The organism is Bifidobacterium sp. LH_743 (assembly GCF_056355775.1).
The window spans coordinates 203,737-224,041 of the sequence record NZ_JBKESZ010000003.1; the positions used below are offsets into that span (position 1 = coordinate 203,737).

Genomic DNA, 20,305 nt, shown 5'->3' on the forward strand with positions numbered 1-20,305 from the left:
GAGTAGTTGTGGCAGTAATTGAAAGCGTTTACGCGCGTCAGATTCTCGATTCCCGCGGCAACCCGACCGTTGAGGTCGTTCTGGACACCGATGACGGCGCTCAGGGCCTGGGCCTCGTTCCGTCCGGTGCTTCCACCGGCGAAGCCGAAGCTTGGGAGCGTCGCGATGGCGACAAGTCCGTCTATCAGGGCAAGGGCGTTCTCAATGCCGTCAAGGCCGTGAACGAGGAGATCGCTCCGAAGGTCATCGGCATGGACGCTTCCGATCAGCGCGCTCTCGATGAGACCATGATCGAGCTCGACGGCACTCCGAATAAGGGTCGTCTGGGCGCCAACGCCATCCTCGGCGTGTCCCTGGCCGCTCTGTACGCTTCCGCCGAATCCGCGGATCAGCCGCTGTACCGTTACATCGGCGGCACCAACGGTCACATCCTGCCGGTTCCGAACATGAACATCATGAACGGTGGCGCTCATGCGGACTTCGCCACCGACATCCAGGAGTACATGATCTCCCCGTACGGCTTCAACACCTACAGCGAGGCTCTGCAGGCCGGCGTCGAGGTCTATCACACCCTGAAGAACGTCCTGAAGAAGGAAGGCCTGGCCACCGGTCTGGGCGACGAGGGCGGCTTCGCTCCGAAGATGAAGTCCAACAAGGACTCCCTGAACTACATCATGGACGCCATCTCCGCCGCAGGCTACGAGCCGGGCAAGCAGATCGGCATCTCCCTGGATGTCGCCTCCTCCGAGTTCTACAACAAGGAGACCGGCAAGTACCACTTCGAGGGTGACGACCGTGAGGCCGGCTACATGCTCGACTTCTACGAGAACCTGATCAACGAGTACCCGATCGTCTCCATCGAGGATCCGTTCCAGGAAGAAGGCTGGCAGGACTGGGCCGACATCACCGCCAAGCTCGGTGATCGTCTGCAGTTCGTCGGCGACGACCTCCTGGTCACCAACCCGAAGCGTCTGCAGAAGGCCATCGACATGGGTGCCGCCAACTCCCTGCTGGTCAAGCTGAACCAGATCGGCACCGTCACCGAGACTCTGGACGCCATCGAACTGGCCACCGCCAATGGCTACACCTCCATGGTTTCCCATCGTTCCGGCGAGACCCCGGACACCACCATCTCCGATCTGGCCGTCGCCAAGAACACTCGCCAGATCAAGACCGGTGCTCCGGCTCGTGGCGAGCGCATCGCCAAGTACAACCGCCTGCTCGAGATTGAGGAGGAGCTCGGCTCCACCGCTCAGTACGCCGGCTACAGCGCTTTCAAGGCCTGCAAGAAGTACATCGCCAAGTGAGCGTAGGCAACGCATCGTGCATGCGTTGACATAAGAATACCCGTCGTGTTCCAAGTCGAATGCGGCGGGTATTTTCATTGCTATGAGTTCAAAGGCACGAAAGCAATCATCGAAAAAGGGTGGCGCCGGTCCAGTCGCGTTCTTCGTGTCGTTGTTCATCGTGGCGTTGGGCACCATACAACTGGCATCGACGTTCCATACCTATGCGTTGAATCTGGCCGAACTGAACGGCTTGAAGAAGCAGGAAGCCGCGTTGATCGCCCAAAAGCACGAATTGGAGAACGACATCGCCAGATGGAACGACAAGGCGTACGTCACTGCGCAGGCAAGAGACCGTCTGGGCTTTGTCTTTCCTGGTGAACAGGCGATTCGTGTCGAGCATCCCGAGGCAGTGACCGGCAAGAAGGAATCGAACAAGGGGACATCGTACGAGGAATCGACGAAGACGGTCCTACCATGGTATAAGGAACTTGAGTATTCCTTCAAGCAGGCGGACCAGTCGGATCCGGCGAAAACCGGTAAGACGGCAAAGTCCACGCAAGACGCCGAAAAGAAGAACCAGCAGGACGCTCAAAGCGACCGGCAACAGGCCGACACTGGGCGGCAGTCAGGAGACCAACAACAGTGACACAGGATATGACGGTTATCGAACAGGCCAAAGCGCTGGCGGCCAAGGTACTCGCTCACCCAGCCACCGAACAGGACATAGCGGTGGTGGAACGTCAGCTTGGGCGTTATCCCCGAGGCATGGTCGCCGTCGGGGCGCGTTGCGTATGCGGCCGTCCTTTGGCCGTGATCACCCGGCCATTGCTTCCGGGTGGAGTTCCGTTCCCGACGACATGTTATCTGACCAGTCCCGAGGCGGTGAAAGCGATTTCCCATATCGAGGCCGAAGGCAGAATGAAGGAATACAATGATAGGCTCGCCGAGGATGCGGATCTGCGTTCCGGATATGAGCGTGCGCACGAGCTTTATCTGGCGTTCCGTCATGAGATAGCGTCGGCTATGAAGGATAGCGAGACGCATATCGAAGGCACCAGCGCAGGTGGCATGCCGGTGCGTGTCAAGTGTCTCCATGCGCTGCTGGCGCAGACGCTGGTGATGGGTGAGGGCGCCAATCCGATCGGAGACATGGCATTGGCCGTCATCAAGCATGAATTCGATCCGACGGTATGCCGTTGCGCCGTGGACAATGAAGAGTGAGAGGTTGGAAACAATGGTGAAGTCGGTAACCGTTGCCGGTATTGATTGCGGCACGAATTCGATTCGTCTGAAGGTGTCTCGGGTGGATGAGAACGGTGTGGAGGACATCGTTCCGCGCATCCTTCGTGTGGTTCGTCTTGGTCAGGATGTGGACAAGACGCACCGTTTCGCCGATGAGGCGTTGGAACGCGCCTATGAGGCGGCCCGTGAGTTCGCCGACGTGCTCGCCTCGCATCCGGTGGACGGCATCCGTTTCGTGGCCACATCGGCCACCCGTGATGCCGAGAACCGTGAGGAGTTCGAGGACAACATCGAGAAGATTCTGGGTGTGCGTCCCGAAGTCATCCCAGGCACCGAGGAAGCCGACCTGAGTTTTCTGGGCGCCACCAGCATCGTTCATCGTGAGGTCGAGGCACCGTATCTGGTGGTCGATTTGGGAGGCGGCTCCACGGAACTGGTCCTCGGCGGCGACGGCGTCGCTCGTCCGAGCACACAGGTCGAGGCGGCGTTCTCCATGAACATCGGATCGGTACGTATGACCGAACGACATCTGAAAAACGATCCGCCCACTGAAGCGCAGATTTCTGAAGCCATCGCTGACATCGACGCGCATATCGACGAGGCGTTCGAAACTGTGCCCGCGGGCAAGGCTCGCACCATCATCGGCGTGTCCGGCACGGTCACGACCATGACCGCGCTAGCCATGGGGTTGACGGAGTACGACCATACCGCCGTGGACGGTGCACGTTGCACGCTGGAGGACGCCTATGCCGTTGACGACCGCTTCCTGCGCATGCCCCGCGAGGAGCGCCTGACCTACAAGACCATCCATCCTGGACGTGTTGACGTGGTGGGTGGCGGTGCGCTGGTGTGGAACCGCGTGCTCGCCAAGGTGTCCGATGCCGCATATGCGGATCACGGGCAGCGTATCAATTCCTTCATGGCCAGCGAACACGGCTTGCTGGACGGCATTGTGCTGGATTACGGCAGAAGATTGCTTGCCGCGCGCTGACGTGGCATAATAGCTTGGCGTCGGCCTTTTTGGTCGGCGTGAAGCCTCCATGGCGAAATTGGTATACGCAGTCGACTTAAAATCGACCTCTTCGGATTGCGGGTTCGAGTCCCGCTGGAGGCACTTTCGCAATTGACGTTTATGCGCGGATCATGCGCCCGGCATAGCGTTCCTGAAACAATCCATGGGTACACTGTCGGGCATCGACAATTTATACGAACCGACTGGAACGGATAGCGCATGACTTCGAACGACACCAGGCCCGTGATTGAACAGCCAGATACCGAAATCCCTTTGATGCTCGCGCAGGCGATCATCGTCGCCGGAGTGCTTGCCGTCGGCGAGATCGTGTGCTCGCCGCTGTACTTCACGTTGATGGACCATTCGCTGGCGCTTGTTCCATGGGCTCTGGAAGCCGTGTTCCTGGCTGTGGCGTTCAGCTTTGTCGTGGGATTCGCCGTCCTGTGGTGTGCCGAATCCTTCACCTTCAAACTCAAGGAGAAGTTCCGCCCGTTCGGCTATGCGGTGACCGGACTGATCGGTTATGGCGTATGGAGTCTTCTGGTATTCACGGCCACCATCAATTCGGTGCTCACCAAAGTGGGGGAGAGCGTGCTTTCCAATGGCCAGGTCGGTGCGATCACGCTCAACGGAGCCGCATTGGGGTTCATCGCCTTCTTCTTCTCGAAACTGTTTGATGCCAAACTCGGCAATCGCAAGGGAATGGCGATTGCCATGCTCGTCGCGGAAGTCATCGTAGCCGTTGTGGGGCTGCTCATCATGATCCGCATGTTCAGCGTGCTTTACGCCGCATAACCAAGTGGGACATTTTCGGAGAAGGGGAATATGTTCAGCATTTTGGAGATGTTCACCATCGGCGTCGGGCCGAGTTCGTCGCATACCGTCGGGCCGATGGTCGCGGCAAGCGGCTTCGCGGACTCCCTCAAACGAAATGGCGTGTTGGACCGGGTTGATCGTGTGAGAACGGTGCTGTACGGCTCGCTCGCCCTGACGGGTCTGGGGCATGGCACCGATCGTGCCGTGCTGGCGGGACTGGAAGGTAATGTCCCGAAAACCGTTGATACCGAGCATATGAGCGTCATCCGCGACGAATGCGAGAAGAATGGCGAATTGATGCTCGACGGAACCCGTCGTATCGCCTTCGATTACGATCGTGATGTGGTGATGGACGCATGGCATCGTATGGCGGCCCATCCCAATGGCATGCGGTTCCAGGCATTCGATCGGCAGAACAATCTCGTCGACGAGCAGGTCTGGTATTCGATTGGCGGCGGTTTCGTCAGACGGGGATCCGCCGATGATCCGATGATTGGCATTCATGAGAAACCGCCTGAAGGAACGGCGTTCGTCGACCGGAACGACGATTCCTTGACCGAAACGGATGTGCCGTATCCGTTCTCCACATGCGATGAGCTGATTTCGCTGTGCGATGAACATCATATGAGCATCGCCGATGTGGTGTGGGCGAATGAGACGTCCATGCGCTCGGCCGTGCAGGTGCGCAGCGAGCTGGACAACGTCTGGCGTGTGATGCGCCGTTGCGTGCGGCACGGTTGCTGTTCGAACAGGAAGGTGCTTCCCGGCGGCTTGGACGTGCCACGTAGAGCGCCCAGAATGTATGCCCGGCTTGCATCCAATAGTGATGTGCTTAAAAGCGACAGGAAACGTGCGGACGCGGTGCTTGAATCGTCGGATGCCGCATGGGTCGATTTGTTCGCCTTGGCGGTATCGGAGGAGAACGCGGCCGGCGGGCGTATCGTCACCGCGCCGACCAATGGCGCCGCGGGAGTCATTCCCGCGGTCCTCCATTACTACTGGCATTTTGTGGATCATGCGAGTGAGGATGGTGTGGTGACGTTCCTGTTGACGGCGGGAGCGGTCGGATATCTGTTCAAGCGCAACGCATCGATTTCTGGTGCAGAGGTCGGATGCCAGGGCGAGGTCGGTACGGCCTGTTCCATGGCGGCTGCGGGACTGTGCGCGGTGATGGGCGGCACTCCGCATCAGGTGGAGAACGCCGCGGAGATCGGCATCGAGCACAATCTAGGCCTGACTTGCGATCCGGTCGGCGGTCTGGTGCAGATTCCATGCATCGAACGCAATGCCATGGCCGCCAACACCGCCATCAATGCGGTGCGTATGGCCATGCTGGGCGACGGCACGCATATCGTGAGTCTCGACCAAGCCATCAAAACCATGAAGGACACCGGCGAGGACATGATGGCCAAGTACAAGGAGACGTCAAAGGGAGGTCTTGCGGTCAACGTTGTTGAATGCTAGCGGTAGGTGGTGCTAATCTTGGTGGCATTGTGTTTTTCCAAGGAGGTTCACCATGGCATCCGAAATGCCCATTGTCAATGCCGAATTCGGCGATCGTCCGACCCTCGAATTCCCGACTGAAAACGCTCCTGCGGGGCTGAAGGTCGTGGAGCTGCTTGAGGGCAATGGCCCGATGGTCCGTCGTGGGGATACCGTCACCGTCAACTACCATGGTGTGGTCTGGGGCAAGGACACCCCGTTCGACTCCAGCTTTGACCGTCACCAGCCTGCCACGTTCGGTATCGGCGTCGGCCAGGTCATCAAAGGCTGGGACCAGACTGTCCCCGGACACAATGTCGGTTCGCGACTGGTGGTGTCCATTCCGCCGGAATACGGTTACGGTTCCCGTGGAGTCCCGCAGGCCGGCATCGGTGGCGAAGACACCTTGGTGTTCGTGATCGACATCATCTCCACCCGCTGAACGACGGGTAATATTCTTCCAAGGTCAAGGAGGATAACATGGCCGAAGAAAAGACGATTCTGCTGACGCAGGAAGCGTACGACAAGATGAAGCAGGAACTCGCTTGGCGTGAAGGCGAGTACCGCGACGAGATTCTATCCAAGGTCTCCGCGGCGCGTGCCGAGGGCGACCTGAGCGAGAACGGTGGTTATCAGGCCGCTCGCGAGGCGCAACGTGTGAACCAGGGACGCATTGACGAATTGACCGTCAAGCTGCGTAACGCGAAGATCCTGACCGCGCCCAAGGCGGGTGAGGTCGGTGACGGTTCCTTGGTGACGCTTGAGGTCAATGGCCGCGAAATGGTGTATGTGCTTGGTACCCGCGATCTGGCCATCGCCACGGATTACAGCATCATCAGCCCGGAATCCCCGATCGGCGCGGCCATCAACGGCGCCCATGCGGGCGATACGGTGACCTACACCGCTCCGAACGGACGTGAGATTTCCGTGACCATCAAGGAAGCCAAGCCGCTCGCCTGACTTCCCAGTCGTTGATAGAAGAGCCCGTTCCCATCGATATGAATGCGATGAGAACGGGCTCTTCCATTCAGCGGACCCTATCGTCGGGTCATGCCCATAGTTGCACGATCACCATGTAGATCGCCACCATATGGCAGGCATAGCCCGCCACGGTCCCGGTGTGGAAAATCTCGTGGAATCCGAATACCTTCGGCCACGGATCCGGCTTGCGCAAGGCGTACACGATGGCACCGGCGATATAGCACGCACCGCCCGCGCAGAGCAGCACCACCACGGCCGGCCCAGCGTAAGGAGACATCCAGAACAGCCCCATGAACGCGACTCCGGACACGCCGAAAATGATGTAGACGAGAACGTAAAGCCAACGGGGCGCACTGATCCAGATGACGTGGATGATGAGCGCTATGGTGGTGCACGTCCACATGCCGGCAATGATGGAGTTGCGCCAGAACGGCGTGAGCGCGAAGGACACGGGCGTATAGGTGCCTGCGATCAGCAGAAAGATGTTCATATGATCGATGCGTCTCAGTACGTCGGTGACGCGGGGCGACCAATCTCCTAGGTGATAGCAGGCGGAGTTGCCGAATAGCACCAGCGAGCAGGTCATGAACACGGCGCACGCCCATTTGAGCCCCGTGCCATGGGCTAGACAGATCAGGACGATTCCCGCGGCGAGGGCCAGAGGAGTGGCTACGGCGTGTATCCAGCCGCGTAGAAGCGGTTTTGGTCTGCCGTGAACATCAAGTCTGATCTTGCGTTCGATTTCGGCGGGAACAATGCCTTCGATCTTCGCCGCATGTGCTTCGCCCTTGGCTATGGTGCGTTTGGCTTTCGCATCCGCTTTGCGCCGGATGTTGTCGGCCTTGTTGTGGGCTTTCACCCGGATGGTCTCTGCCTTCGCCTGCAAGGCCTGTTCTCGCGCTTCGGCGATGACCGCGCGCTTGGCCTCTATTTCTGTGTCTGTGGGTTTTGCCATCGCATGCCTCCACGATAAGTTACGGAACCGTAACCTACGTTATCGTAATAGCCGGATATGTCAATCGCGATTCCATATTGCACATGGATATATGGCGTGCGAACCTCCTGTTTGGTGCGTATGATGGAGTGCATGGCTGATTTCTCACATATCCTGATGACCCGACCGGATTTAGGCGATGATGACCGCGAATGGTTGCATCAATTGGTGGCTGATTGGCAGGTCATAGCAGATTTGAGCTTCGCTGATCTGCTGCTGATTCTGCAGAACGGTGATGGCGAATACATTATCGCCGAGCAGTGCCGGCCGTCCACGGTGATGAGTCTGAGGGCCGACGATGTGGTTGGCAGCGTTGCTCCGGAGTCCATGCGCGCCGAACTTGATGCGGCCATGGATTCCGAATCGGTGTTCCGTTCGACGCAGTTGCGTAGCGTTGGCAAGGCCAAGGTGTGCAATGTGTATGCTCCGGTGCGTCATAATGGCAAGACTCTGGGATTGGTGGTCCGTGAGACTAACATGGCCACCCGTGAATCGAATGGTCGCTACGAATCTGAAAGCATCGGAGCGGGCAAGCAGCTGTATGAGATGATTCCACGGGGCCAGTTCCCGTATCGCAATCCGATTATGAACCAGCGTCACAATGCGCGTGTGTCGGATGGGTTCATTGTGCTCACCGTCGACGGCATAGTCCGGTACGCTTCCCCCAATGCCATCAGCTGTTTCCGCCGTCTGGGATCGGTCAGCACCATGCAGGGGGAGTACCTGAGCGAGATTGGCACCAGCTTGCTGCATGAGAACGATCCCGTGCTGGAGACCCTGCCGCTGGTGCTCAGCGGAAAGGCCGCCGCGGATTCCGAACTGGATGCCAACAAGTCCGCCGTCTCCATGCGTTCGTTGCCGTTGATGGATGCCAATGGGCGTGTGGGAGGCATCGTTCTGTGCCGCGACGTTACCGAGCTGCGGCGTCGGGAAAAGGAACTGCAGACCAAGGACGCCACCATTTCCGAGATTCACCACCGAGTGAAGAACAATCTGCAGGCGGTGTCCGCGTTGTTGCGCCTGCAGGCGCGCAAGACCAAATCCGAAGAAGTCAAGAAGGAACTCAAGGAGGCGCAGCGCCGCGTGCAGACCATCGCGATGGTGCATGAGGGCCTGAGCCAGACCGCCGATGAGATCGTCGATTACGACAAGGTCATTTCCAACCTGCTGAAGATGGCCGTCGACCTGGCCACCATGCGGGACCAGCATATCGGCATCGACTTCATCGGCAAGTTCGGCATGATGCCGGCGCAGGATGCCACGCCATTGTCGCTGGTGCTCACCGAACTGATCACCAATTCCGTGGAACATGGTTTTGAGGGACGCAAGGACGGCCATATTACGATTTCCGTCGGCCGTGGCGGCAACAACCTCAATGTCGTGGTCGAGGATGATGGAACTGGTTTGGCGGACGAGGAGCATGACGGTATGGCGCGTTCCTCCGGATCGGGACTGGGCACCCAGATCATCAACACGTTCGTCACCAATGATTTCGGCGGAACAGTGCATTGGGAGCCGCGTCGCGGTGGAGGCACCCGAGTGGTGCTCGACATGAAGTTGCGTGCCGCGCAGGATAGCTGACGGTGCGAACGGATATGATAAGGCGGCTGGGCCCGTTCCCTTGGGAAACGGGCCCAGCCGCCTTACAAGCTCCGTAAAAGAATCAGACCTGCATTTGCATGGCTTGGGAGCGGCGGGCACGCATCGCGCGGCGCTTGAGCGCGCGTCGCTCGTCTTCGCTCAGACCTCCCCAGACGCCGTAATCCTGATTGGTGTCCAGCGCGCATTTCAAGCATGCGTCAATCACCTTGCAGGTGCGGCAAACCGCTTTGGCCTCTTCGATTTGTTGATAGGCGGCGCCGGTGTTGCCGACGGGGAAAAACAGCTCCGGATCCTTATCCCGGCATGCGGCCTTGGCTCGCCAATCAAAAGCACTGCTCATGTAATCGCCTTCCTCTTGCCTTAATCGGCATGTTATCCGTTACTTAGATAACCACGAATCGGAATATTTTTCAAGAGTCTGGGCAAAAGAAATCAAGGAATTCCTAAAAGCCTGTGAATTCCACGCATTGCACAGGATATGCCTTTGCTTGTTGGATGAAGGCTCCTCGTCCGGGGATGGCGTAGTCGTCGACGCCGAAGCCATCCAGGATGGGACCGGGGACGCCCAGCATCAAATCGTTGGATCGTTCGCCGCTGGGAAAGACTATGCGCGTGAGACACCTATCAAGCAGAACGCTTCGTGGTTGTTCCACCGCCGCGATCACGGTGATGGAGGGGTCCGCCAGCGCCTGTCTGAGCTCATCGGCTTCTTCCGATTGACTGAAAGGATCCAACATCGCATCGGCGTCATCCACGAACCAGATGACGCGTTCATGTTTAGGCGAAGCCCTGCCGTCATCCGTGACCGATCCGGCATCGGTCCTTCGCGTGAACCTTATGCCGCATCGGCCAGTGCCGTACAGCCAGCTGGCGCAATGCAGCATCAGATTGGTTTTGCCGCTGCCGTATGCTCCGATTATGGCGATGTTTCCTTGACCCACGTCCAGGAAGGCGGTGGAGACGAGCACGCCGTCATCGCCAAGAGCGAAGGGGACGCGCTGCCATATGTTGTCCGACGGGACCGTGAGGTCGCGTATGGAGGCTTGTTTGCTAAGAGGATCGGAGAACAGCGGCTTCGGATTGTCGATTCCATCGAACTTTGCGGCGGTGTTGACGGCTTTGACCAGAGCGTCGATATCGTGCACCGCGCTGCAGAGGAACGGTGTCGTGCGTTGTCCGTCATGGCAGTATGCGGCACCGGGGAAGGCGGCTGGAATCAGCGCCGCGTCCTTGGTGCCGATGAGCTCGTTCGATTGCATCTGGTCGGTGACACGTAGACAGATGTTCAAAGATATATTGGCTTTCATATCGGCATGAACCTGTCCCATGGGGTTTTGCGTGCAGACGATGAGATGCATGCCGAGCGATCGGCCAAGGGAAGCCAGACGATTCAGACGTTGCATGTAATCGGGCAGGCGGTCGCGCAACGCATGGAATTCGTCGATGACCACCACGAGCCGCGCCGGAGGATGGGAGAGTTGGTCGAAGCGGGCGACACGTTCGGCGCTTACCAATGCCTCACGTCGAATCAGCTCCTGTTCGATGGCGTTCAACGCTCGTACCGCGTGGGCGAGGTCGAGATCGCAGACATTGCCCACGGTGTGCGGCAAATGCTCCAAAGCGTTGAATGTGGAGCCACCTTTGAAATCGAGAAAAACAAAATGGAGGGTTCTGGGACTGTGCCGGATGGCCAATGCCATGCACCAGCTGATAAGCAGCTCCGATTTGCCTGATCCCGTGGTGCCTGCGACCATGGCATGCGGTCCCGATGCGGTCAGATCGATACGGAACGCGCCGCGTTCCGATACGCCGATGGCGCTGTTCGGTGGAGCGGCCATCCAATTGCGCACGATGACGCGCCAAGGCAGGATCTCCGTATTCAGTCCATGCAGCTCTTCGAAGCTTGCGCGCATCAGATCATCGAATGCGAAAGCGGGACTTGCCTGGTCCTGACGGCGTGAGGCGGCGCCGACGCCGAAGCCCTCATCGTCACCGGAGGATTCCGCGTGTCTGGCCCGTATGACCATCGTGGCCAGCATGAGCGCGCTGCCGAGCATTCCCGGAGCCAGCATGGCCACATACATCCATTGGCGTTGCACGCACATGATGGCCAGCATGATGAGTTGCGCCAACAATGGCGCACTCCAACTGAGTAGGGTGAGGCGCTGCTCGTTCAGCCGCCGGGGACGTTTTCTATTGCTCATGGTGCCAGACTGGATGTCACCGGCAGTCCGGCACAAGTCGAAACGTGGGTTGTGGTCGGAGAACGTGGGTTATCCACATCTCCGGCGTGTCATCGTCAGTTCTGCTGACTCTCCGCCAGCGTCCCCACCGTTCCGGGTGAATGCGTTCCGTCCGCCAATTCGGAGAAAAGCTGGATGTTCCGTTCGTTGTCCAGCAGAACGCTCGATCCCACGCCATCGACGTAATAATCAGGGTCGGTCCAGTACACGCTTCCCGAAATGCCGGTTTTTCCAGAGGCGCTCTTGAAGGCAAGAGCCATGCTCAGCAGTGATGAAGTCGAGGTTTTTTCGTCCACCGTCACCGAATCCAGCGCCGCGGCGGCGACTTTCTTGGTTTTGCCGAAATTAGTCAGTGTCTGCCGTGACGTTCCTTTTTTGACGATGGCGTTGATGACCTGCCGTTGACGGGCGGCACGGCCGAAATCGCCCTGCGCGTCAGCATAGCGCATACGGGAGAAAGCGAGCGCGGTGGCGCCGTCCACGGTATGGCATCCCGAAGTCCAATTCAAACCCGAGTAAGGATCGCTGACCGTCTGGTCATAGCACAGATCGATTCCACCCAACGCATCGACGACTTTGACCAGACCACCGAATCGGACCATCGCCACATGGTTGATCTTCTGCCCGGTGATATCCTCCACTTCGTTGACGAGCTGCTTGCGACTATACAGTTGCGCCACGGCATTGATCTTCATGTAGTTTCCATCGATTTCCACAAGCGAGTCGCGTGGAATGGAGATCAGCGAGGATGGTCCGTTCTTCGGTTTGGTGAGCACAAGGATCGTGTCGGTTCGGAAGCCTTCGACATCGCCGGCGTCTCCTATGGTGCCTTCTCTTTCGTCGGAACCGAGGATCAGCCAGCTTTCACCGGCGGTGTCCGCTTTGGATGTCAGCCATTTCTGCTTGTTGAGTTGTCCGTCGGTCCAATTCCAAGCGGCGAAGATTCCGATTCCAAGCGCGAGGACGATCACGAGGAATGCGATGAGCACTATGCGTCCGATATGAGCCTTTCTCGCGGACGTGACCGATGCCGTCATGGGGATGGATGATGTGTCCGTGCGCGGAGCCGCCTCCCGAGCCGAGATGGAAACGGAGGAGGAGCCTCGGACCTGTTGCGCCTTCGAGATGGCGCGGCCGGATGCCTTCGGAGCGAATGACTCAGGTGATTGATTCCGACGGTGTGCCCTTTCCGATGATGCCGAGGCGGGTGTGAAGCTCTGCGGCGCTGATGTCGGAGAAGTCCGGGACGCGCGTTTCGCCGTTTTCACGGTTGAGGCGCGGTTGTGGCGTGAGGCCGGAGCGAAGCTTACAGGCTGGTCCGCCTCGTTTGGCCTATGGGATGAACCTGTGAACGAAGAATCCGACTGTCTTTTACGTCCCGATGCCGGAATGAAGCTCGGTGGTGCGCCCGTAGGCCCCTTCGTCCCGTTGCCTTCGCTCATGGTTCCTCCCAGAATGAAATCGTCCCTACACCATGTACACCGTGCAGGGACGTGATTGCGTGGTTATGCGTTAGTTCTTTGCCGGAACGGCACATACCGTTGCGTTGAGATACCGATCGGCAAGACCGATGTACTGTCCTGTGACCGCGTCATGGATGGAACCGTCCTCCGGATCGACGGTTCCTCCGGTGCTTGGATCGATCAGTGTGCCATCCGCTTCAGTGATTAGTCCGGTGCTTGGATCAGGGGTTTCGTTGGAGGATTTATCCGTGGATCCATCCGACTGGTCGCCATTCGTGCCGTCCGAATCGTCGTTGGATTCGTCGGAATTGGTTGTTTCCTTGGAGGAGGAGTCGGACGTTTCGAAAATCGGCTTGCCGTTGCGCATCTTCTCCCACAACGTATCGGCCTCGTCGGTCCATACGGAACGGTTAGGGTCGGAAGGGGCCTGCACCACAGGAACGGTTTGAGTCTGCAGATTGGTCATCGAGAAATCCTTCAGACTCATGGCAAGTCCGGCCAGTGCTGCTGTATCTGCCATGCCTTGGGAGATATTGAGCGATTTGAGCGCGGATTTCGCCAATTGGTACAGCTGTGCGGTATCGGTGAACAGGTTCTTGCTGAGAGCCTCGCTCATGAGCTGTTTGATGAGGTATTGCTGACGTGTGGTTCGCGAGGTATCGGAGCCGTCCCCCAATCCGTGGCGCGTGCGGGCGTATTGGGTCGCCGCCACGCCATCGAGATGATGCATCCCCTTGTTGAGTTTGAGTCCGGTATACGGGTCATCGACGTTTTGCGGGATGCATAGGTCCACTCCGCCGACCGCATCGATCATTTTGACCAATCCGGCGAAATCAACGACGATGAAGTTCTGGATGTTCAATCCGGTAAGGCTGTTCACCGCATTCAGGGTGCAGCTCGCGGCCGAGGCGAGATCGCCTCCGGTCAGATACGCGCCCGCGAATATCGAGTTGAACATGACATTGTATTGGGCGGGGATTTTGCCCTTGGAGGTTTCGCATTGGGGCACGTCCACCAAGGAGTCGCGCGGGATGGAGACCAGATTGATTTCCTTGCGATCGGCGGAGATCTGCACAATCATGGTGGTGTCGGCCTGATGGTTGCCGACGACGTCGTCGAAACTGCCTCCGATGGCTTGGTTCTCCGCGCCGTCGCGCGAATCCTGTCCAATCAGCACGAATTCGATCGGCTGTCCGGAATTCGGGTCGATGATGGAGGTATCGGCATCCAATGATCCTTGGCCAATCACGTTGACGGAATTGTTTCTGATGATGCCGTCAACGTCCAGCCACGTCGCGGCCGCGGCGGTGCCCGCGAACACCAGCATCGCCGCAAGAGCCAAGGCGATTGTGGTCCTGATTCGATGCCGCACCGTGTACCCGAGGCTATGCCGTGGCTTCATGTCCTGGAAGCCATTGATGTTAGGAAGCTTGTTGCCGGCTGGGGATGTTGTCACGGTGTTGCCTTCCTGATTGACGAGACGTTTGACGCGGAGCGATTTGAGAACTGCCACCACCAAGGAAACCATTATAAAGGTGGCGTCTGATTTTCGTTGATGTTGCGCTCCTGGAACATGGTGACGGTGGTCCCTTATATCACATTTTTCCTGATATACGGTCATTGACTCGTTGGAATTTGACAAACTCATGTGTGGTGTGTGTATCCTGAACCAGTGCGGAGTATGCACAGACAAAATGTAAATGTTATGGGGAGGGCTCATGTGGGGCGTGGTCGATGAGTCTTCCGACAATCCGCTTGTGGAGTTGTGGGGTCTGTTCAAGCGGGATGATGACGTATCCTGGCAGCATAAGGCATTGTGTTCGCAGACTGATCCCGAGGCGTTCTTCCCGGAAAAAGGCGGTTCGACCAGAGATGCGAAGAGGGTGTGTGCCCAGTGCGAGGTGCGGGAACAGTGCCTGAAATGGGCGATTGACCATGATGAGCGTTTCGGTATTTGGGGCGGCATGAGCGAGCGTGAACGCCGTCGGTACAAAAAAGAGCATAAGGAGCGGGCATAACGTACGGCACGCCCCATGCGTACACTTGAAACTATGAATTCAAACGCCAGCAGCGATATCCAAACAATTGTGACGGATCTGCTCAAGAGCAGGCCATATACGCATCAACAGGACGTCGATATGTCCGTGGCCGCGGTGGTTACCGCGCAACATGATCTGCGGTTTCTGGGATCCACCGTCGGTGCGGTGCTTGCCCAGCGCGTGCTGCCGGCGATGATCATCGTCGCCGATTGCACGGGGCGAATTGAGCAGCCCATGCAGATGACATTCGACGTCATCCATTCGTCGGAGGATGTGCTCACCGAGGTTCCTGAGGCCAAAACAGTGCGTGTCATTTTGGTCGGGGTGAAGGAAGCGGCCTCCTTCATGGATGCGGTGATGCGGGCGGTGAACCAGATTGACATGAATGCCGGCATCCGTGCGCTATGGACGCTCCATGACGATTCCCGTCCGGCTGATGACCGGTGCCTCGAAACATTACTTGACGCGTGGAGGAACACCCCAACGGTGTCTCTTCTCGGCTCCAAGCAGTTGGATTGGCAAGCGGAAAACCTCCATAATGTCGGTTTGTATGCGGGACATCACGATGCGGTCTCTTTGGTGGTTGATGGCGAGCCTGATCAGGAACAGTACGATGGCCGGCAGGATGTGCTGGCGGTTTCCTTGTCCGGAGCATTGGTGCCATTGTCCACGTTGCGCGCGTTCGAAGGGGCCGATTCGTGGTTTGGAACGTTCGCTGAGTCTAGGGACCTATGTCGGCGTATCTGTCTTGGTGGAGGGCGTGTCGCAGTTGTTCCCCAAGCGCGCATCGCTCATCGGAGGGCACGCTTCGAGGGTATCCGTTCCAAAAACGGGCGTCCTGTGGAAGATGAGGACGGACGCATCGATCCATACCTTGCCATACGCGAAGGCAACGTCAAATATGCGTATACCGATATGCACCGTTCGTGGTGGCCGTTGCTTTGGCTATGGTCCATCGTGCAATCGTTGGGTTTGGCGGTACTTTGCCTGACTCGTAAGCAGCCATATCATGCCTGCTGCGAATTGGCGATTCCCTGGCGCGCGTTACTGCGTCTTCCCGGCGCATGGCGGGCGCGTGCTCGGCTGTGCGGCCAGAGCAAGGTCGCGATCAAGTCGTTGTCCACGCTTGCCGCGAATCATCAGCAGGTCAGGGAATGGCGGGACCGTCGTCGTGCTTTCCACGATCAGAAGGGAACCGTTCTGCTCAGTCCTCTTGGCAAGGCGCATCTACGTAAGCGCCTTTTGCGCAGATGGGGGTTTGCGATCGGCTCGGCTTTGATCGCCGCCATCTGGACCGTGGCGATGTTTTGGGATGTCTTCCGTGCCGTATGCTCCGGCGCTTCGATGTATTCTCCGTCGTTGTTGCCCACCGATGCGGATTTTGTCCAGTTGGCCCGTACCGCGACCACATCGTGGGCGTACGCTTCCGGAACCGGCATCAGCGCCCCAAACGCCCCGTGGCTACTGGTATTGATACTGTTTTCAGTGCTTTCCTGCGGACATGTCGCCACGGCGGTCGGTCTAGTGTTCTTCCTTTCCGCGCCGATTATGGTGTTCTCGTTCTGGGCTTTGGCGGGCATCTTCACCCGCTCGGACGCGGTGCGTTGCGTGACCGCACTGTTGTGGTTTGCGGTGGCGTTGTCCATGGGCCTCTACACCGATGCCGACGTGGCGATGCTGACGGTCATGATGTTCCTTCCCGCCGCTTTCGCGTTTTCGTTCCGTGCGGTCGGCATGTATCGTACGGAGGATCTGGTAAGGCCCCGTGCATCGGTGCAGTCCGCGGCTCTTGCCGCTTTGTGTTTCATTCCGGTGGTCGCGGCCGAACCGCAGCTGTTGCTGCCTTTGATGCTGACCTTCCTGACGTTTCTGTTCTTTGTCCGGGCACATAAGCCCACGTTGCTGCTGATTCCCCTTCCCGCCGCCTTTGTCTGCGCGCCGACGCTGGTCAACGTCGTTCGTTTTGCCAAAGACGGCACATGGCGCCAGCTGTTCGGCAGCGTCATGCTTTCTTCCACCAACCGAGACGGTGAACCGATCGTCGCGAACTTGTCCGACATGTTGTTCCGGGTGTTCGGCATCGGCGCCGGACATGGATGGTGGGGATATGCGGTTGTGGCCGTCCTGGGATTGATCGCGGTACTTGCCGCGGTGTCGCTGGTACTGCCTTTCGTGTTGCGCGCGTCGCGTATGATGTGGGTCGCCATCGTCGCGGGAGTCGTGACATCCATCCTTTCCGCGGCCGTCGCGGTAGCCGTGGATGTGAATGGCCCGGTCGCAGGTTCCATGTTGCCCGGAGCCGCATATGCGATGCTGGGCCTGCTCGCCTGTATCTGCATGGTGGCGGGCGGTGCGGTACGGCGATTTGTCATGCTGCGACAGCAGGGAGGAGTCGGTGCCGTCGAGGTTGAAGGGCATGGCTCAAAGCTGACGCCGGTCGCCGCGCACGTGGGACGTACCGTGCTGGTCTGTCTGTTGGCCGTTTCCGTTGTGGTTTTCGCAGGATTCGATTATGCCGAGCATGATCGTGGACAGGTGCGGGCCAGTGATTCCGGTCTGCCGATGGTATCGACCGATTTTCTCGAACAGGATGATGCACGTCGTGTGCTCGCCTTGCGTGCCGACAGCGCGGGATCGGTCAGCTACAGTGTCATGCGCACCGGCCGTGGCGATCTGATGGACAGTTCTCCGGCGCAACGCGTCGAGGTGCTTTCGGGCCGTTTGGACGGTGACAGCAGAACCATAGCGCAGGATTGCGCCCAGCTTTTGGTCAATGCGGATTCCGATGCCATCGCCGAATTGGCCAAGCTCGGGTTCGGCGGCATCTATGTCGTCAAGCAGAATGGCGACAAGGCTCAACGGGAGGCATCGAGCCAGTTGAATTCGAATATCGGAGCCTCGGATGGAACTCAGAACGTCGTCAGTTCCGATGGTGGGACCTATTACCGTCTGGTGGTCCAGAATCTATCCAAGCAACATATCGACCAAAGCGGATACGACAAGGCCGCCGCGAGCCCATGGCGTCGTGCGTGGCTATGGTGCATGGGCTTTGTCCTTGCGGCATATTGCCTGGTCGCGCTTCCGCGAATCCGCCGTTATGGCCAGGAGGAAATATGAGCAGACATTCCCGTCCCAATAGGCCCCTGCGCGTCGTTCTTGCCGTCGTCTCGGTGCTGGTCATCATCGTTCTGATTGCGGTGTCCCTTGTCTATCGTCCGTCGTGGCTGCATGCTGATGTTCCTTCGGTGAATCGTTCCTCCGTGGGACGTACCGTCAGTCCAAGACAGTTGCAGACATATTGCCCGTCGCGCATGACCATCGCCGACACCGGTTCTTATGGTGACAGCGAATACCAGGCTTCGAACGGCGATATCGCGTCTTCCGCGCGGTATTCCGCGTTCGGCTCCGTGTTTCACTCTTCGGTCGCGTCGTTGGGTGCGGATTCGCTGTCTTCAGCTTTGACGCTTGACAAGAAAAGCGTGGATTCCTCCGATGACGTGTTTGTGGCTTCCGGCAATGTCGATGATGGCGCCCAACTGCAGGATACGCGTCTGCTGACGGCTTCTGATGGCACCGGTGCCGCCTCGTCTGTGATGTCCTGGGCCACCGACGGCGATCTCAAAGGTGTATCGGCGGCCTCCTGCGTGGCTCCGGCGTTGAAGCAGACCTTTCTGGTAACGGGAACGAAGACCGGGATGACCCAACAACTGGTTGTGGCCAATCCGTCCGCCAAAGCCACATCGGTCAATATCAAGGTTTGGGGTGCCGACAAGAGTGGTTCGTTGGCCCTTTCCACAGGCTCGACGCTGACGGTTGGAGCTGGCGAGGAATCGGTGTTGAATCTTGCCGCGGCTGCCTCCGGACAAGATGCGCTGTACGTCACCGTTTCCGGTGTCGACACTCCTGTTGCTGCGATAGTGCGCACCGTCTCCATGGAGGGATTGATTTCGAAGGGATCGGATTACGTCGTTCCCAACAACGTCTCTTCCAAGATTCTGGCTGTGGACGGTCTTGCCTACGGCGACAATATGACTCTGTACCTGTACGCCGCCCATAGAACCGATGTCACCGTATCCTGGGTGGATGCCAAGGGCTCGGAACCGGTCAACCAGCAGACCTTGGAGGCGGATCGGGTTTCCAGCATCGAACTGGGTGATGTTCCCAAGAACGCGACGGGCGTCATCATCAGCGCTTCCAAGCCGGTTTCGGTCGCTGCGAAGATTGTGGATGGAGGTACCGGCGGACAGTCCGATTTCGCCTTGGTCAACGCGTCGATACCGGCGAAGATTTCCGCCATGGCTGTTCCGGACCGGTCCGCCGCACAGGTTGGTCTGCTCAATATCTCGAATAAGGAGCGGACCGCGACGATGACCTCATATGATGAGGACGGCGATTTGGTGGACAAACGTCAAATCACCTTGGGGCCGTCCGCTTCGATATCGGTGGATGTGGATGATATCAACAATGGCAACGTCGCGGCCATCAGACTCAAGGATTCTTCGGCGAGTATGGTCTGGAATCTACGCATCGGGCAGCAGGACGTCTCCGACGCGAAGCTCGCCGGGCTTGCCGTCATCGGCGCCATAGACTTGAAGGAGGCCAGGGAACAGGTCTGGGCCAATCAGGATATGACCGTCGTCCGTTGACGGTCATAGACCCCAGTCGGGGTCGATCTCCTCTGGACGGCGTCCATAAAGCTCCGCCAGGCGTGAGACCACTTCATCCCGAATCGAGAATTGCAGATCCATGCGGCTGCGCGCATGCGACTGCAACGGCATACGATACAGCACGATGCGCGGAGGAATCCCGTGTCCGGCCGGAAAAGACTGTGATCCGAGATGCGGAACGGCTTCCCAAGGTGCGGGATCCGATGGAGGAACGTCCTCCACTGCGAATTGGACCGGGCCGACGAGTTCCGGCCAAGCCTCGTTGAGCCTACGTATCTGCGCCACCAACATGTCGTCGAACATGCCGCTTCGGGTGCGGTATTGCGGCAATCTTGTACCGAACATGGGTGTGCGCATGCCGCGGCCATGACGATTGCGGTATGTCGGAGCTTCCCAAGGCATTTGATGCATGTTTCCTACCATATCAGGGTTTACGCGGGAAACATGCGATACCATGGTAGGCATTGGCTCAACG

18 protein-coding genes and 1 tRNA gene are annotated in these 20,305 nt (G+C 58.4%); 13 read left to right on the forward strand and 6 right to left on the reverse strand.

Translation table 11 applies throughout. The features are described 5' to 3' along the window. Positions 1 to 8 precede the first annotated feature (8 nt). The 9 genes from eno (at position 9) to AC1ATL_RS05830 (ending at position 6,801) form a co-directional block, all read left to right on the forward strand. The gene (gene eno / locus AC1ATL_RS05790; protein ID WP_026645789.1) at positions 9 to 1,307 is read left to right on the forward strand and encodes a phosphopyruvate hydratase; all 1,299 of its coding nucleotides are present in this window, start codon (positions 9 to 11) and stop codon (positions 1,305 to 1,307) included. 82 nt (positions 1,308 to 1,389) lie between these two features. Then, positions 1,390 to 1,935: an FtsB family cell division protein gene (locus AC1ATL_RS05795; RefSeq protein ID WP_432624032.1), complete on the forward strand. Its 546-nt coding sequence runs from the start codon at positions 1,390 to 1,392 to the stop codon at positions 1,933 to 1,935. Between the two features lie 8 nt (positions 1,936 to 1,943). Further along, on the forward strand, positions 1,944 to 2,510 hold the full coding sequence (locus AC1ATL_RS05800; RefSeq protein ID WP_432624040.1) for a DUF501 domain-containing protein: 567 nt from the start codon (positions 1,944 to 1,946) through the stop codon (positions 2,508 to 2,510). Between the two features lie 16 nt (positions 2,511 to 2,526). Then, on the forward strand, positions 2,527 to 3,522 hold the full coding sequence (locus tag AC1ATL_RS05805) for a Ppx/GppA phosphatase family protein (protein WP_432624041.1): 996 nt from the start codon (positions 2,527 to 2,529) through the stop codon (positions 3,520 to 3,522). A 43-nt stretch (positions 3,523 to 3,565) separates the two neighbouring features. Beyond that, positions 3,566 to 3,645 (forward strand) — tRNA-Leu (locus AC1ATL_RS05810). Positions 3,646 to 3,762: 117 nt separating this feature from the next. Next, positions 3,763 to 4,338, forward strand: a complete 576-nt coding sequence (locus tag AC1ATL_RS05815; protein WP_476569204.1) for a cadmium transporter — start codon at positions 3,763 to 3,765, stop codon at positions 4,336 to 4,338. Positions 4,339 to 4,368: 30 nt separating this feature from the next. Further along, the gene (locus AC1ATL_RS05820; protein WP_476569206.1) at positions 4,369 to 5,823 is read left to right on the forward strand and encodes an L-serine ammonia-lyase; all 1,455 of its coding nucleotides are present in this window, start codon (positions 4,369 to 4,371) and stop codon (positions 5,821 to 5,823) included. Between the two features lie 52 nt (positions 5,824 to 5,875). After that, positions 5,876 to 6,283: an FKBP-type peptidyl-prolyl cis-trans isomerase gene (locus tag AC1ATL_RS05825; RefSeq protein ID WP_432624035.1), complete on the forward strand. Its 408-nt coding sequence runs from the start codon at positions 5,876 to 5,878 to the stop codon at positions 6,281 to 6,283. Between the two features lie 38 nt (positions 6,284 to 6,321). Further along, positions 6,322 to 6,801 carry a GreA/GreB family elongation factor gene (locus AC1ATL_RS05830; protein WP_026645796.1) on the forward strand — a complete coding sequence of 160 codons (480 nt, stop codon included), beginning with the start codon at positions 6,322 to 6,324 and terminating at the stop codon, positions 6,799 to 6,801. Between the two features lie 88 nt (positions 6,802 to 6,889). Here the strand turns inward: AC1ATL_RS05830 and trhA are convergent, their stop codons facing one another. Continuing rightward, on the reverse strand, positions 6,890 to 7,777 hold the full coding sequence (trhA, locus tag AC1ATL_RS05835; protein WP_476569209.1) for a PAQR family membrane homeostasis protein TrhA: 888 nt from the start codon (positions 7,775 to 7,777) through the stop codon (positions 6,890 to 6,892). Positions 7,778 to 7,909: 132 nt separating this feature from the next. On the opposite strand from trhA, the gene AC1ATL_RS05840 reads away from it, so the two are divergent. Next, positions 7,910 to 9,397 carry a sensor histidine kinase gene (locus AC1ATL_RS05840; protein ID WP_432624834.1) on the forward strand — a complete coding sequence of 496 codons (1,488 nt, stop codon included), beginning with the start codon at positions 7,910 to 7,912 and terminating at the stop codon, positions 9,395 to 9,397. A gap of 82 nt (positions 9,398 to 9,479) precedes the next feature. On the opposite strand, the gene AC1ATL_RS05845 is transcribed toward AC1ATL_RS05840, so the two are convergent. The 4 genes from AC1ATL_RS05845 to AC1ATL_RS05860 form a co-directional block, all read right to left on the reverse strand. After that, positions 9,480 to 9,758 carry a WhiB family transcriptional regulator gene (locus AC1ATL_RS05845; protein WP_003809589.1) on the reverse strand — a complete coding sequence of 93 codons (279 nt, stop codon included), beginning with the start codon at positions 9,756 to 9,758 and terminating at the stop codon, positions 9,480 to 9,482. Between the two features lie 103 nt (positions 9,759 to 9,861). Beyond that, positions 9,862 to 11,622, reverse strand: a complete 1,761-nt coding sequence (locus AC1ATL_RS05850) for an FtsK/SpoIIIE domain-containing protein (RefSeq protein WP_476569211.1) — start codon at positions 11,620 to 11,622, stop codon at positions 9,862 to 9,864. A gap of 95 nt (positions 11,623 to 11,717) precedes the next feature. Further along, a complete protein-coding gene (locus AC1ATL_RS05855) occupies positions 11,718 to 12,698 on the reverse strand; it encodes an LCP family protein (RefSeq protein ID WP_476569213.1) in 981 nt (326 codons plus the stop codon). A 475-nt stretch (positions 12,699 to 13,173) separates the two neighbouring features. Further along, positions 13,174 to 14,526 carry an LCP family protein gene (locus AC1ATL_RS05860; RefSeq protein ID WP_476569359.1) on the reverse strand — a complete coding sequence of 451 codons (1,353 nt, stop codon included), beginning with the start codon at positions 14,524 to 14,526 and terminating at the stop codon, positions 13,174 to 13,176. Between the two features lie 316 nt (positions 14,527 to 14,842). Between AC1ATL_RS05860 and AC1ATL_RS05865 the strand changes: the two genes are divergently transcribed. Genes AC1ATL_RS05865 through AC1ATL_RS05875 form a run of 3 tightly spaced genes read left to right on the forward strand, consistent with a single transcriptional unit; the run spans position 14,843 to position 19,809 of the window. Then, on the forward strand, positions 14,843 to 15,142 hold the full coding sequence (locus AC1ATL_RS05865) for a WhiB family transcriptional regulator (protein WP_476569215.1): 300 nt from the start codon (positions 14,843 to 14,845) through the stop codon (positions 15,140 to 15,142). A 33-nt stretch (positions 15,143 to 15,175) separates the two neighbouring features. After that, complete coding sequence (locus AC1ATL_RS05870; protein ID WP_476569361.1) at positions 15,176 to 18,280, forward strand: glycosyltransferase family 2 protein; 3,105 nt, start codon at positions 15,176 to 15,178, stop codon at positions 18,278 to 18,280. Further along, a complete protein-coding gene (locus AC1ATL_RS05875; protein WP_476569217.1) occupies positions 18,277 to 19,809 on the forward strand; it encodes a DUF5719 family protein in 1,533 nt (510 codons plus the stop codon). Before AC1ATL_RS05870 ends, AC1ATL_RS05875 begins: the two co-directional genes overlap by 4 nt. 3 nt (positions 19,810 to 19,812) lie before the next feature. On the opposite strand, the gene AC1ATL_RS05880 is transcribed toward AC1ATL_RS05875, so the two are convergent. Continuing rightward, complete coding sequence (locus AC1ATL_RS05880) at positions 19,813 to 20,241, reverse strand: metallopeptidase family protein (protein ID WP_476569219.1); 429 nt, start codon at positions 20,239 to 20,241, stop codon at positions 19,813 to 19,815. Between the last annotated feature and the right edge of the window lie 64 nt (positions 20,242 to 20,305).